At 32.5% G+C, this 13,672-nt stretch carries 11 protein-coding genes; 4 read left to right on the forward strand and 7 right to left on the reverse strand.

Translation table 11 applies throughout. The annotated features are described in order from the left end of the window. The first annotated feature begins 41 nt into the window (after positions 1-41). The 4 genes from ATE84_RS20805 (at position 42) to ATE84_RS20820 (ending at position 5,118) form a co-directional block, all read left to right on the forward strand. Positions 42-1,007, forward strand: a complete 966-nt coding sequence (locus ATE84_RS20805; RefSeq protein WP_101449795.1) for a DUF368 domain-containing protein — start codon at positions 42-44, stop codon at positions 1,005-1,007. Positions 1,008-1,010: 3 nt separating this feature from the next. Next, on the forward strand, positions 1,011-2,036 hold the full coding sequence (locus ATE84_RS20810) for a DUF368 domain-containing protein (RefSeq protein ID WP_101449796.1): 1,026 nt from the start codon (positions 1,011-1,013) through the stop codon (positions 2,034-2,036). Then, on the forward strand, positions 2,033-2,764 hold the full coding sequence (locus ATE84_RS20815; RefSeq protein WP_101449797.1) for a shikimate dehydrogenase: 732 nt from the start codon (positions 2,033-2,035) through the stop codon (positions 2,762-2,764). The genes ATE84_RS20810 and ATE84_RS20815 overlap by 4 nt, the downstream gene beginning before the upstream one ends. A gap of 140 nt (positions 2,765-2,904) precedes the next feature. Continuing rightward, positions 2,905-5,118, forward strand: coding sequence for a DUF349 domain-containing protein (locus tag ATE84_RS20820; protein WP_101449798.1), 2,214 nt, complete (start codon positions 2,905-2,907; stop codon positions 5,116-5,118). Positions 5,119-5,474: 356 nt separating this feature from the next. On the opposite strand, the gene mazG is transcribed toward ATE84_RS20820, so the two are convergent. The 7 genes from mazG to ATE84_RS20855 form a co-directional block, all read right to left on the reverse strand. Beyond that, positions 5,475-6,248: a nucleoside triphosphate pyrophosphohydrolase gene (mazG, locus tag ATE84_RS20825; RefSeq protein WP_101449799.1), complete on the reverse strand. Its 774-nt coding sequence runs from the start codon at positions 6,246-6,248 to the stop codon at positions 5,475-5,477. Between the two features lie 11 nt (positions 6,249-6,259). Beyond that, positions 6,260-7,204: a nitronate monooxygenase family protein gene (locus ATE84_RS20830; protein WP_101449800.1), complete on the reverse strand. Its 945-nt coding sequence runs from the start codon at positions 7,202-7,204 to the stop codon at positions 6,260-6,262. Between the two features lie 27 nt (positions 7,205-7,231). After that, positions 7,232-8,419 carry a tRNA 2-thiouridine(34) synthase MnmA gene (gene mnmA / locus ATE84_RS20835; protein WP_101449801.1) on the reverse strand — a complete coding sequence of 396 codons (1,188 nt, stop codon included), beginning with the start codon at positions 8,417-8,419 and terminating at the stop codon, positions 7,232-7,234. A 114-nt stretch (positions 8,420-8,533) separates the two neighbouring features. After that, positions 8,534-9,223: a toxin-antitoxin system YwqK family antitoxin gene (locus tag ATE84_RS20840; RefSeq protein ID WP_101449802.1), complete on the reverse strand. Its 690-nt coding sequence runs from the start codon at positions 9,221-9,223 to the stop codon at positions 8,534-8,536. 145 nt (positions 9,224-9,368) lie between these two features. Beyond that, entirely contained in the window at positions 9,369-11,252 is a 1,884-nt protein-coding gene (yidC, locus tag ATE84_RS20845; RefSeq protein WP_101449803.1) for a membrane protein insertase YidC, read from the reverse strand. An 88-nt stretch (positions 11,253-11,340) separates the two neighbouring features. After that, on the reverse strand, positions 11,341-12,984 hold the full coding sequence (locus tag ATE84_RS20850; protein WP_101449804.1) for a CTP synthase: 1,644 nt from the start codon (positions 12,982-12,984) through the stop codon (positions 11,341-11,343). A 203-nt stretch (positions 12,985-13,187) separates the two neighbouring features. Then, positions 13,188-13,613 carry a DUF5606 domain-containing protein gene (locus tag ATE84_RS20855; protein WP_101449805.1) on the reverse strand — a complete coding sequence of 142 codons (426 nt, stop codon included), beginning with the start codon at positions 13,611-13,613 and terminating at the stop codon, positions 13,188-13,190. Positions 13,614-13,672 lie beyond the last annotated feature (59 nt).

Consider the following 13,672-nt stretch of genomic DNA (forward strand, 5'->3'; position numbering starts at 1 on the left):
ACATTTGTTTTAACTAAAAACACCAATAAAACAAATAAAGAATGCAAAGAAATCTTAAGGATTACCTCATCATCTCTGCAAAAGGATTAGCAATGGGAGCAGCAGATGTAGTTCCTGGAGTTTCTGGAGGAACTATTGCATTTATATCTGGCATATATGAAGAATTAATTGAAACTATTAATGGCTTAGATCTTAATTTTTTCTCAGTTTGGAAAAAAGAAGGATTTAAAACTTCCTGGAAAAAATACAATCTTTCTTTTTTAACAGCCCTTTTTTTAGGTATTATAACCAGTATTCTTTCTCTTGCAAAACTCATAAAGTGGTTGCTTCATAATGAACCGTTATTACTTTGGGGGTTTTTCTTCGGATTAGTTCTTGCCAGTATCGTTTATATTGGAAAACAAATCACTACCTGGAAACCTAAAGTAATTATTAGTATTGTTCTGGCAGCTGTACTTTCCTATTTTATAACTATAGCAGAACCTCTGGCTTCACCAGATAGTAACTGGTACCTCATGTTTTGTGGATTTATCGCAATCATTGCCATGATACTACCAGGAGTATCGGGAGCTTTTATACTACTTATCTTAGGAGTATATCAAACAGCCATTGATATCCTAAACCAATTACGTGAAGGAGTTGCGCAAATGGATTTTGATATGATGTGGCAGGCTATTTATAAAATAATAATTATGGCTATTGGTGCCGTTATAGGCTTAAAATTATTTTCTAAAGCACTTAACTGGATGTTTAAACATCATAAAAATACAACTCTAGCCATACTTACAGGATTCATGATAGGCTCTCTTAATAAGTTATGGCCCTGGAAAAAAGTAGAATCCTGGAGAACAAATTCTGAAGGAATTAAAATCCCTTTTATAGAAAAGAGTATTTTGCCAAGTCAATTTGAAGGTGATATCAAAATGATGTGGGTGTTACTTTTTATAGGTATAGGTTTTCTATTAATCCTTATCTTAGAACGCCTTTCTGCAAAAAAACCAAGCTAGCCAATGCAACAAAGTACCCGAACCTTTACTGATAGACTTTTCCTTGTTATTAAAGGTCTTGCAATGGGTGCTGCTAATAAAGTTCCTGGTGTTTCTGGAGGTGTAGTTGCATTTGTTGCCGGGTTTTATGAAGAATTTATCTATTCTCTTCAAAAAATAAATTTTAAAGCATTTAAACTTTTTATCAATTTTAGATTTAAAAGCTTTTGGAGATATATAAATGGGCGGTTTCTTGGCCTTTTAATCTTAGGAATGCTAATTAGCTATTTTAGTGTTTCTAAAATTTTGGATTACCTCATTATTCACTTTGAATTATACGTGTGGGCAGCATTTTTCGGAATGATCATAGGCTCAATTTATTACATAGTAAAAGATTTTAATGACTGGAGCAAAAGAAATATCTGTCTTATCATTATTGGTATTATAGTTGGCGTCAGTATTAGTTTATTGGCTCCTGCAAAAGAAAATGACAATCTCTGGTTTGTATTTATATGTGGTATTATAGGGGTGTCGGGTATGACATTACCCGGATTATCAGGTTCTTTTATTCTTATCTTATTGGGCAATTATGTTCTTTTACTAGTAGACTCGGTAAACGCGCTATACGATACAATAGCTGACCTAATACGTTGGGACTTCGATTTTATGGGAAACCCTCAAAGAATTCGATTATTACAAGTACTTACAGTATTTAGCCTTGGGTCATTAACCGGCTTAGTCACCTTATCTCATTTTTTAGGATATGTATTAAAACGCTATAAAAATGCAACTTTTGCAGCTATTATTGGTTTCATAACAGGCTCTCTTGGTGTTGTTTGGCCCTGGAAAAATAAAATTTACAAAATTGACACTTTAGGAAATACACAAATTGATGCATTGGGTAACCCTATACTAGATAATTATGATCGTTATTTTCCTGATTTTACAACTATCGAAACCTATATTGGGATTTTTTATATCCTCATTGGCATTGGCATGGTTTTATGGTTAGAATGGTATGGCCAAAAAACACTAAAAACTTCAAAATGAAAAAAGTATACGGTTTATTAGGTAGAAACATCAGTTATTCTTTTTCTAAGAGTTATTTTTCAGAAAAATTTGAAAAGGAAAATCTAGATTGTGAATATAACAACTTTGACCTTACTCAAATCAAAGAGTTCATCGAAGTTGCTAAAGACCCTCGAGTACAAGGTTTAAATGTAACCATACCTTATAAAGAGGAAATAATTCATTATTTGGATGATCTGGATCCAATTGCCAAAGAAATTGGAGCCATAAATGTTATCAAATTTGATAAAAGTCAGAAATTAAAAGGATATAATAGTGATTATTATGGTTTTACAGAATCTCTAAAACCCTTACTTAACAAAACGATAAAAAAAGCATTAATTCTTGGTACAGGAGGTGCTTCAAAAGCCATTGCTTATGCATTAAGCCATCTAAATATCGACTATACATTTGTATCTCGTAATCCAGATTTTAATGAACTAAGTTATAGTGATCTCGACGAAGACATTATACAAGCATATAAATTAATAATCAACTGCACTCCACTGGGAACGCATCCTAACATTCATAATTATCCCGACATTCCCTACGAATACATTACCAAAAACCATGTTCTATATGATTTGATTTATAATCCAGATGAAACTACTTTTATGAGCAAAGGAAAAGAAAAAGGAGCTACTGTTTCTAATGGATTACAAATGCTAATACGACAAGCAGAAAAAGCCTGGGAGATCTGGAATATGTGATTTTTCGATTCATTTTGTCATAAAATTCTTACCAAAATCCTTTTTTAGTAATCTTAAAATCTTTCAATAACTTTGAGTTTTTCTAATATGTTAGTATCTTAGTCAGGCATTAAGCCCAGATGAACAAAAACGCTCACACAATGTCAACACGTGATAACCTGCCTAAGGCAGATGGAAATGAAGAAAATAAGACTAAGATTTTAGATGTAAACTTAGAAACTAAAAAACCCGAAGCTGTTAAATCAGAAGGCTCTGACGAAGAAACTACTGAAAATACAGAACATTCTGAAAACGAAGAATCTAAAACATCAGTTAACCCTCAGGTTACAGATGCTGTAGAAGAAGATTCTAAATCTAAGAATAGTATTACAACTACAGAAGAAGCTTTACACTCTGATAGTGTCGTAAAAGAAAATGCACCTACTCCAGATGAAGCAAATGTGGAAGACAGTGATGCTATTACTTCAAAAAATGACACAATACAATCTGTAGACGAGAATAGCAATGTAATTACTTCGCAAAAAGAAGAATCAGAGCCTAAAACTCATGCTGGTGAGGGTGAGGATCAAATTCAAGATCAAATGAATGAGGCGGTTGCCGAACATAGTGAAGATGAAACTACTATCGAACGTCACGATATCGAGAAGAAGGATTATCACGCTATGAATAAGGAAGAATTGATCAAAGAATTACGTGAATTGGTCAAGAATGAAAAAATTCAGGCAATTAGGGAACATGTTGAAGAAATCAAAAGTGAGTTTAATGAAAAATTCAATGAAGAAGTAGAACAAAAGAAGGAAGAATTCATGGCTGATGGCGGTGATATTATAGATTTCTACTATTCTACACCAGTAAAAAAAGAATTTAATTCTGTCTATTTTGATTATAAAGAAAAACGAAATTCCTACTACCAAAACCTTAAAAAAGACCTTCAGGAAAACCTAAAAAGAAGGTTAGAATTAATTGATGAGTTAAAAGGGTTACTTAATGTAGATGAGAATATAAACACAACATACAATCATTTTAAAAGTATTCAGGAAAGATGGCGTAATGCTGGCCCTATACCAAGGGATAAATACAATACTGTATGGAATACCTACCATCATCATACCGAGAATTTTTATGATTTTCTTCATTTAAACAGGGAATTTAGAGATCTTGATTTTAAACATAACCTTGAACAAAAACTTAAGATTATCGAACGTGCTACTGAATTAGCACAAGAAACCGATGTTAATAGAGCCTTCAGAGAATTACAGCTACTTCATAAAATGTGGAAAGAAGATCTGGGGCCCGTTGGAAAAGAGTATAGAGAACCTATCTGGGAAAAATTTAGTGCACTAACAAAACAAATTCATGAAAATCGCCAGAAGTACTTTAAGGATCAAGATAAAGTTTATGAACAAAATCTAGAAGTCAAAAGAGAAATCATTGCAAAAATCATTGAAGTTAGCCAAGATCATCCTAAAAATCATAGTGGTTGGCAGCAAAAAATAAAAGAAATTGAAGCACTAAGAGATCAATTTTTTAAAGCAGGAAAAGTGCCTTCTAATTTAAATGAACAGACTTGGAGTGAGTTTAAAACTGCTGTAAGAGATTTCAACCGTAATAAAAATGCGTTTTATAAAGGCCTTAAAAAAGATCAGTTTGATAATTTAAATAAAAAGATGGAACTGATTAAGATTGCAGAGGATAATAAGGATAATGATGATTTCACTACCATTACCCCTCTCATGAAAAAAATTCAATCTGATTGGAAAAAAATTGGCCATGTTCCTAGAAAGGATAGTGATAGAATCTGGAAAAGATTTAAAGATGCATGTAACTCTTATTTTGATAGACTTCATTCTGAGAGAGATGAAGCAAATAAAGAAGAACTTGTTTCTTTTGAAAAGAAACAGGAACATATTGAAACTTTTAAAAAATTAGAACTTTCTGGTGATACTGAAGCCGATCTAAAAACTATAAAAGATAACATTGCTATCTGGAAAACTTTAGGAAGAGTACCTTATAAGAAAAAGAATATAGAAACAGAATATAATAAGATTCTCGATAATTTCTTTCAGCAACTTAATTTAGGTCGTAAAGAAACAGAACTTATCAAATATGAAAATAAGCTAAATACTTTATCTAGTCAGAGTGATGATAGGGCTCTTAGAAATGAACAAAGTTTTATTCGTAAAAAAATTGATGAAGTTAATGGTGAAATTCGTCAATTAGAAAACAATCTTCAATTCTTTAAACATGCCAAAGATGATAATCCAATGGTAAGAGATGTACGGAAAAACATAGAAAAGTATAAAGAAAACCTCGATGTTTGGAAAGCAAAACTAAACAAGATCAAACAACTTTAATCATATGTATAATAGTTTTCTATAATTAGGAAACCTAATATTCTAAAAACACAGCATCGAATACATTTATAGTGCATTTTCATATTTTCTTTCTATGAAGAAAAAGAACACTATTCATTACATCAAAATGATGTGAATAACCTCGAATTTGTATCATCAATTGTTATTATACAACATGATGGTTTAGATTTTGTATCATAAAATGGTCTTGTAGTTGCCTACTTATCATCTTAAGTAAATTTCTCCGAGGCAAGCCCACAGAGCATTTTATAGGAACACGTTTTCAAACTTTAAACATTTACTAACGAGGCAAGCCTCGGGGTATTAAACCCTCTATAGAATAAAATCTAAAAAAATTATATTTTTTTTGCTTCTTCCCAAAAAACGTCCATTTCAGCAAGTGTCATGTCTTTAAGACTTTTATTACTTTCTTTTGCTTTTGACTCTAGATACTGAAACCGTTTTATAAACTTTTTGTTAGTACGTTCTAATGAATCTTCTGGATTTACTTTGAGAAAACGAGCATAATTAATCATAGAGAAAAGAACATCTCCAAATTCTGATTCTATTTTTTCCTGATCTTGTACTTCGATTTCGTGTTGTAATTCATCAAGTTCTTCTTTAAGCTTTTCAAACACTTGATACGGCTCTTCCCAATCGAAACCTACTCCTGCTACTTTATCCTGAATTCTACTTGCTTTTACCATTGCTGGTAAAGATTGAGGAACCCCTTCTAGAACACTGTTTTTTCCTTCTTTAAGTTTTAAATTTTCCCAATTACGTTTTACGTCTTCTTCATTCTCAACAGTAACATCTCCATAAATATGAGGATGTCTATGAATTAGCTTTTCACAAATTTCATTAGCTACATCTGCAATATCAAAAGCTTCTGTTTCACTACCAATTTTAGCATAAAAAATAATATGTAGTAATAGATCACCCAATTCTTTTTTCACTTCTTCAAGGTTATTATCTAGAATTGCATCTCCAAGTTCATATGTCTCTTCTATAGTTAAATGTCTTAAGGATTGAAGGGTTTGTTTTTTATCCCATGGACATTGTTCTCGAAGCTCATCCATGATGGTTAATAACCTGTCAAAAGCTTGAAGTTGATTTTCTCTTGAGTTCATTTGTGATTTACTTATAAAATAATTTGTTCCATATTATTTTTGGTTACTTTAAATTCTTCGACCATATCTTTTATTATGACCTCTACAGATTTAATATCATGAATTAGCCCTGATACTTGTCCAATCTCTAATTCTCCTTCAATAAGATCTCCTTCAAACATACCTCGTTTTGCTCTGGCACGTCCTAACAATGTTTTTAACTCATCTACCGAAGGTGCAGTAGCATATAATGTTGCTACATCTTGATAAAACTTATTTTTAAGCATTCTAACTGGCGCTAATTCTTTTAGAGTAAGCTGCGTATCACCTTCTTTTGCCTCAACTACCATATTTTTAAAATCAATATGTGAAGATGCTTCGTCACTTGCTACAAAGCGGCTCCCTACCTGAACTCCATCTGCTCCCAAAGCCATAACAGCATACATTGCTGCACCTGTAGCAATACCTCCCGCTGCAATTAAAGGAATATTGATCTTTTCTTTTACTATAGGAATCAATGCCAATGTAGTTGTTTCATCTCTTCCATTATGTCCTCCCGCTTCAAATCCTTCTGCTACTACTGCATCAACACCGGCATCCTGCGCTTTTAAAGCAAATTTAAGGCTACTTACTACATGTACTACCGTAATTCCTTTTTCTTTAAGGTAAGATGTATATGTTTTTGGGTTTCCGGCAGAAGTGAATACTATTTTTATACCTTCTTCGATAATGATTTGTATAATCTCATCCAAATTAGGATATAACATTGGAATATTAACTCCAAAAGGCTTACTAGTGGCTTTTTTACATTTCTGAATATGATCTCTAAGTACATCTGGATACATAGACCCTGCTCCTATAAGTCCCAATCCTCCAGAATTACTTACTGCACTAGCTAATTTCCAACCGCTTGCCCATATCATTCCTCCTTGAATTATCGGATATTGAATATTAAACAGTTCTTTAATTTTGTTCATATACTATAAATATGTGTAATTTAATTCTTATGAAATCACTCCTGAGCCAACTAATTCATCTTCGATATACCAAGCTACAAACTGACCTTCGGTGATTGCGCTTTGATTATTTTCAAAAACAACATACACTCCAGAATCAACCATATGTAGCGTAGCTTTCTCTAATGGTTGTCTATATCGAATCCTCGCCATTACTTCTAACTCTTCGTCTACCTTAAGTTTAAGGTCATCTCTTACCCAATGTAACTCTTCTTTAGATATAAATAATGCTTTTCTGTATAAGCCTGGATGTTTTTTTCCTTGACCCGTATAAATTGTATTGGTCTCTACATCGGTTTCTATTACAAAAAGTGGTTCTGGAGTACCTCCTACAGCCAAACCTTTACGTTGTCCTTTGGTATAATAGTGAGCGCCTTGATGTTTTCCTACCACCTTACCATCATTAACATCGTAGGTATATTTACCAGATAAGAATTCTAATTCTTCTCTTTTAGAAGTAAATTGTGGGCGTTCTCGCTGATATTTTACTTCTGAAGGAGATATCTCAATAATATTTCCTTGTTTTGGTTCTAATTTTTGTTGAAGAAATTCTGGTAATCGAACTTTTCCAATAAAACATAACCCTTGAGAGTCTTTTTTATCTGCTGTAGCTAAATCTTGTGCTTTGGCAATATCCCGAACTTCAGGCTTCAGTAATTCACCTACAGGAAAAAGTGTTTTTGCAAGTTGTTTCTGAGATAGCTGACATAGAAAATAGGATTGATCTTTATTAGGATCTTTTCCTTCTAATAATCGATGTACTTCTTTCCCATCTTTTATAATAGTATCTTTTCGACAATAATGACCTGTAGCTACATAATCTGCTCCAAGAGATAATGCTATTTTTAGGAAAACATCAAATTTAATTTCTCGATTACATAATACATCTGGATTAGGGGTACGTCCTTTTTCGTATTCATTGAACATATAATCTACTATACGTTCTTTATATTCTTCACTTAGATCAACAGTCTGAAATGGGATTCCTAACTTCTCAGCCACCAATAATGCATCATTACTATCATCTAACCAAGGGCACTCATCAGATATGGTAACTGAGTCATCATGCCAGTTCTTCATAAATAAACCAATAACTTCATATCCTTGCTCTTTAAGCAAATATGCTGCTACACTAGAGTCAACTCCTCCTGATAATCCTACGATTACTCTCTTCATCAAAAAATCCTTTATTTAATCTTTAAAATTATTATGCAAAAGTAATAAATAAAAAAAGCAATGCTAACGCAATGCTTTATGGTTTTATCTATACTAGTATTTTATATATCAATATTAAAATCCTCTTTTTTGAACCGGAAATAATTTTCGTTCAGAGAGTTTTCCATCTTTATAATAGTTCCAGATACCATCTTTACGACCTCTTTTATAATTCCCTTCGATGATCAATACTCCATTTATATCATAGTACTTAGTAATTCCATGTAACTGGTCATTCTCATACATAAATTCTTTTATGATCACACCAGTATCAGAATACATAATTCTCTTCCCATTTTGTTTTCCGTCGATATATGAAGTTTTCTCGGTTAACTGACCATTTATAAAATAAGTGAGTTGTTCTCCTTGCAATTTTCCTGATTGATATTCTTCGGTCATCATGATTTTATCAGATCCGTTATGGTAATATTTCCATAACCCTATACGATCTTTACCAATCATCTGACCCAGGCTTATTACTTTTCCTTTTTGGGTAAAATATTTTACATTAACAGTATCATTATTTTTTGAAAACGTTTTAATTGCTGTAGGAAACTCCCCGTTAATAGGTTTATAAAATTTAAACTCTCCTGTTTCTTTTCCATGATCAAAAGTTCCTTCATAACGAAGCTGATCGCTTCCTTCATATTTTTTTTGCCATTTACCATGTCGCTTACCATTAGCATCATAGGTATTATATTTTTGACCTAAAACAGAGAAACACACAAAAAAAGATAAACTACAAAATAAAAATACACTTCGCATAACTACTATTTTATTTGGGACATTATTTCAACGAATCTAACTTCCAAAAAGTATACCAATATTATAAAATCAAATTCATAAAACGAAGGTTAAATTAAAAAAAGCCCCTAAAAAGGAGCTTTTCTAAAATACATGAATAATAAAATTATTTCTTTTTCCCTTTTTGTTCTTCTGCCTGCTCCATTAATTCTTTCATTTTTTTCTGGAACTTACCTTGCTTTTTAGGTTTTTTCTTGTTTTCCTGAATTTTGGCATGAATCTTATCTTCATCAATAATTACGTTTTTAATAACTAACATAATTCCGATAGTAATCAGGTTAGAAATAAAATAGTACAATGATAATCCACTTGCATAGTTATTAAAGAAAAATAACATCATTAATGGGGATAAATACATGATAAACTTCATGTTTGGCATCCCTGGTTGTTGCGTTTGCATAGTTTGCCCTGTAGTCATCATCATATAGATAAATATAGCGACCGATGCTAGTATAGGAAATAAACTAATGTGATCTCCATAAAAAGGAATTGTAAATGGCAATTGTGCTATGTTATCATAACTAGATAAGTCATCTGCCCAAAGGAAACTTTTTTGTCGTAATTGAAATGCACTTGGGAAGAAATTGAATAATGCATAGAAAACAGGAATCTGCATTACAGCTGGTAGGCAACCACTCATAGGGTTAACTCCTGCCTTACCATAAAGAGCCATTGTTTCTTGCTGTTTTTTCATCGCATTATCCTTATGCTTCTCATTAATCTCTGTAATCTCTGGGCGTAAAACTTTCATTTTAGCCTGCGATAAGTATGACTTATATGTAACAGGAGATAAGATGATACGTACAATTATAGTCATTACCACAATTGCAATACCATAAGGAAGAAATCCACTTAAAAACCCAAAAAACGGAATAAACAAATATTTATTTATTATTCCGAAAATCCCCCAACCTAGAGGTACTATCTCATCGAGGTTACGGTCATAAGTATTTAAAATCCTATAATCGGTTGGACCATAATACCAATCCATGGTATAACTAAGCTCTCCTCCTTGCAATTCTAGAGGCATAGAGGCAGAAAATTCTTTGGTCACTTTTATATCTTTATCATCCAACTCGCTTGAGTTAGCGATATTCTTAGAGGTAAAAGATGCTTTTTTGAACGGGGTATCTGTTAGAAGCACAGAAGTAAAGAAATGTTGCTTAAAGGCAATCCAGCTCACATCTTGCTCTTCATCATCTGCAAACTCTCCTTGCCCTAAATAATCATCTTTATCACCATCATATTCGTATGAAAGTTCGGTATATCGATTTTCGTAAGTTGCACTTTTAGCATGTCTGATTCCTTGAAGTTTCCAATCTAAATTTACTGTTTGGCTACTATTAATTACTTGTTGTAATCCTTGAGATCGAATTGTAAAATCAACCATATACTCATTTGGCTTCAATTCGTAACGATACTCCAGGAATTTGGTATCAGAAACCTTTAGTTTCATAGACAGGATTGTACTCTCTCCATTTTTGGTTACCGAAGGTTCAAAAAATAAGTCTTCTGTATTTAAGATTCTATTATCTGTGGTTCCAAAATTAATATTGAAAGAAGCATTTTTTCCATCTTTAATCAAGTATACAGGTACCGAGTCGTAGGTTTTAAAGTTTTTTAGCAGTGCTTCTGAGATATACCCTCCTCTATTATTTACCTTAAGACTCAAAACTTCGTTTTCGACCTTTGTAAATTCATCTTTGGCCGATGGTAAACTAGCAGAGTACGAAAATGCGCCCAATTGAGATTTTGCATTAGATAATGCTACAGAATCTTGAGAGTTTACTACGATCGCTTCGCTTTCTTTTACAAAATCTGTAGTTTTTTCGGTATCTGTTTTTTTCTCTGACTCTAGTTGTTCTTTTTTGGCTTTTTCTGCCTCAATTTCTTCAGGAGTTGGTTGATTTAGATAGAACATCCAAACGATGATTCCAAAAATAAGTGCAAATCCAATTATCGAATTAAGATCAAATTTCTTTTCTTCCATGTATTGATGTATAAAAAGCCTTTATCTGATGACTCAGAAAGGCTTTTAAAATTATATATTGTTATTTTGTTGTCAATTATCTAGCCAATTACTGTCCTTGTGACACTTTGGCACTCTTATCTTTTTTTGAATATTCAACAGCTGCCCTTATAAAAGCAATAAACAAAGGATGCGGATTTGCAACTGTACTCTTATATTCTGGGTGATATTGAACCCCTACAAACCATGGATGATCTGGGATTTCTACAATTTCTACCAATCCAGTTTTAGGGTTAACTCCAGTAGTCCTAAGTCCTGCGTTTTCTAGTTGTTCTTTATATTTATTGTTATATTCATATCGATGACGATGGCGTTCGGCTATCATAGATTTTCCATAAGCTTCAAATACCTTACTATTTTCTACCAATTCGCAATCCCAGGCACCTAGTCTCATTGTACCTCCCATATCCGTAATACTCTTCTGCTCTTCCATAATATCTATTACCGGATGTGGTGTATCTTTATTTACTTCTACAGAAGTAGCCTCTTTTAATCCTAAAACATTACGAGAGTATTCAATAACCGCCATTTGCATTCCTAAGCAAATCCCAAAAAACGGTAGCTTATTCTCTCTTGCAAATTGCACAGCTTTAATTTTTCCTTCTGTACCACGTTCTCCAAATCCCGGAGCAACTAAAACTCCATCTAAATGAGCTATTTCATTTTCTATTGTATCATTAGTAATATATTCTGAATGGATGCTTACTACATTTACTTTCACTTCATTCTCTGCTCCTGCATGAATAAATGCTTCTAAAATTGATTTATAAGAATCTTGTAACTCTACATATTTACCAATAAGCCCAATAGTAACCTGACATTTTGGATTTTTATGTCTTTGCAAAAACTTATTCCATTTCTCTAAGTTAGGTTCGTCGTCATCTTGAAGAAGTAATTGCTTAAGAACTACTTTATCCAAGCCTTCTTGAAGCATTAAATTAGGTACATCATAAATTGTTGATGCATCGATTGATTCTATTACCGCTTCTTGTCTAACATTACAGAAAAGTGCTAGTTTTTTACGTAAATCATCAGAGAGTTTATGCTCTGTTCTACATACTAAAATATCGGCTTTTATACCACTCTCCATCAATGTTTTTACACTATGTTGGGTAGGTTTTGTTTTTAACTCTCCTGCAGCAGATAAGTACGGTATCAATGTTAAATGAATAACTAGAGCATTATTATCTCCCAGTTCCCATTTTAATTGACGTACTGCTTCTATATATGGTAGAGATTCGATATCACCAACAGTTCCTCCTATTTCGGTTATTACAATATCATAGGCTCCACTTTTACCGAGAATCTGTATTCTCTCTTTAATTTCGTTAGTGATATGTGGAACAACTTGAACTGTTTTTCCTAAAAACTCCCCTCGTCTTTCTTTTTGGATAACACTTTGATAAATCCTTCCTGTAGTAACATTATTAGCTTGCGAGGTTGGTGTATTCAAAAAGCGTTCATAGTGTCCAAGATCAAGATCGGTCTCTGCTCCATCATCGGTTACATAGCATTCACCATGTTCATATGGGTTCAAGGTTCCTGGATCAACATTTATATAAGGATCCAGTTTCTGAATTGTAACCCTGTATCCTCTTGCCTGCAATAATTTAGCCAGAGAAGCTGCTATTATCCCTTTTCCTAAAGAAGAAGACACACCTCCGGTTACAAAAACATATTTGGTATTAGCCATGTAAACTAAATATTAGTAAGATTGTATTAAAATTTTGCGCAAAAATACAAAGAAGTCATCAAATCATACATCGAAAATCAATCAATATTATATAATTTATCCATATTCCTTCAACAACTTAAAAACCTAAAAACAAATTCTTTATGTTTATAAAAAATAAAATCCCGTCTTGAGACAGGATTTTCTGATAAAAAATTATGTTTTTATTCTTCTTCTTCAGCTACTTTATCTTCTTCTTCTGCTTCAGAAAAATCTGTTAATCCTTTAGATTGTAGAATATTATACCATTGGATTACTTTTTTTATATCACTTGCATATACCCTATCTTCATCATAATCAGGTAATATTTCACTGAAATAAGCTTCTAATTTACCCTTAGATTCTTTATGATTTATAGCTTGTTCTCCGTTTTCCTTTTCAAAGATCTTTTTAAAAATTTCTCGTAAAGGAACTTCTTCAGTAAACGTATAAATTGCAATTTCACTAAGTACGCTTACATTGTGTCTTATACTTACTGATAATCTTTTTCCATCCAATAAAGATTCTGCCAAAAACCCACTACGAGTTTGTGTTTTCAACTCATACAAACCGGGTTTACCCGATATTGCTAATATCTTATCTAAGCTCATATATTTTCTATCTATTTATGATATATTCATTCTTAAGGCCAGATCTTTACTGGCAAAAG

Origin of the sequence: Aquimarina sp. MAR_2010_214, assembly GCF_002846555.1 — a bacterium.
Taxonomy (GTDB): Bacteria; Bacteroidota; Bacteroidia; order Flavobacteriales; family Flavobacteriaceae; genus Aquimarina.

Coding starts and splice junctions, on each gene's coding strand:
- mnmA (WP_101449801.1), bottom strand. CDS start 8,419: ATGAAGAGAGTAATCGTAGGATTATCAGGAGGAGTTGACTCTAGTGTA.
- ATE84_RS20855 (WP_101449805.1), bottom strand. CDS start 13,613: ATGAGCTTAGATAAGATATTAGCAATATCGGGTAAACCCGGTTTGTAT.
- ATE84_RS20840 (WP_101449802.1), bottom strand. CDS start 9,223: ATGCGAAGTGTATTTTTATTTTGTAGTTTATCTTTTTTTGTGTGTTTC.
- ATE84_RS20830 (WP_101449800.1), bottom strand. CDS start 7,204: ATGAACAAAATTAAAGAACTGTTTAATATTCAATATCCGATAATTCAA.
- ATE84_RS20815 (WP_101449797.1), top strand. CDS start 2,033: ATGAAAAAAGTATACGGTTTATTAGGTAGAAACATCAGTTATTCTTTT.
- yidC (WP_101449803.1), bottom strand. CDS start 11,252: ATGGAAGAAAAGAAATTTGATCTTAATTCGATAATTGGATTTGCACTT.
- mazG (WP_101449799.1), bottom strand. CDS start 6,248: ATGAACTCAAGAGAAAATCAACTTCAAGCTTTTGACAGGTTATTAACC.
- ATE84_RS20850 (WP_101449804.1), bottom strand. CDS start 12,984: ATGGCTAATACCAAATATGTTTTTGTAACCGGAGGTGTGTCTTCTTCT.
- ATE84_RS20810 (WP_101449796.1), top strand. CDS start 1,011: ATGCAACAAAGTACCCGAACCTTTACTGATAGACTTTTCCTTGTTATT.
- ATE84_RS20805 (WP_101449795.1), top strand. CDS start 42: ATGCAAAGAAATCTTAAGGATTACCTCATCATCTCTGCAAAAGGATTA.
- ATE84_RS20820 (WP_101449798.1), top strand. CDS start 2,905: ATGTCAACACGTGATAACCTGCCTAAGGCAGATGGAAATGAAGAAAAT.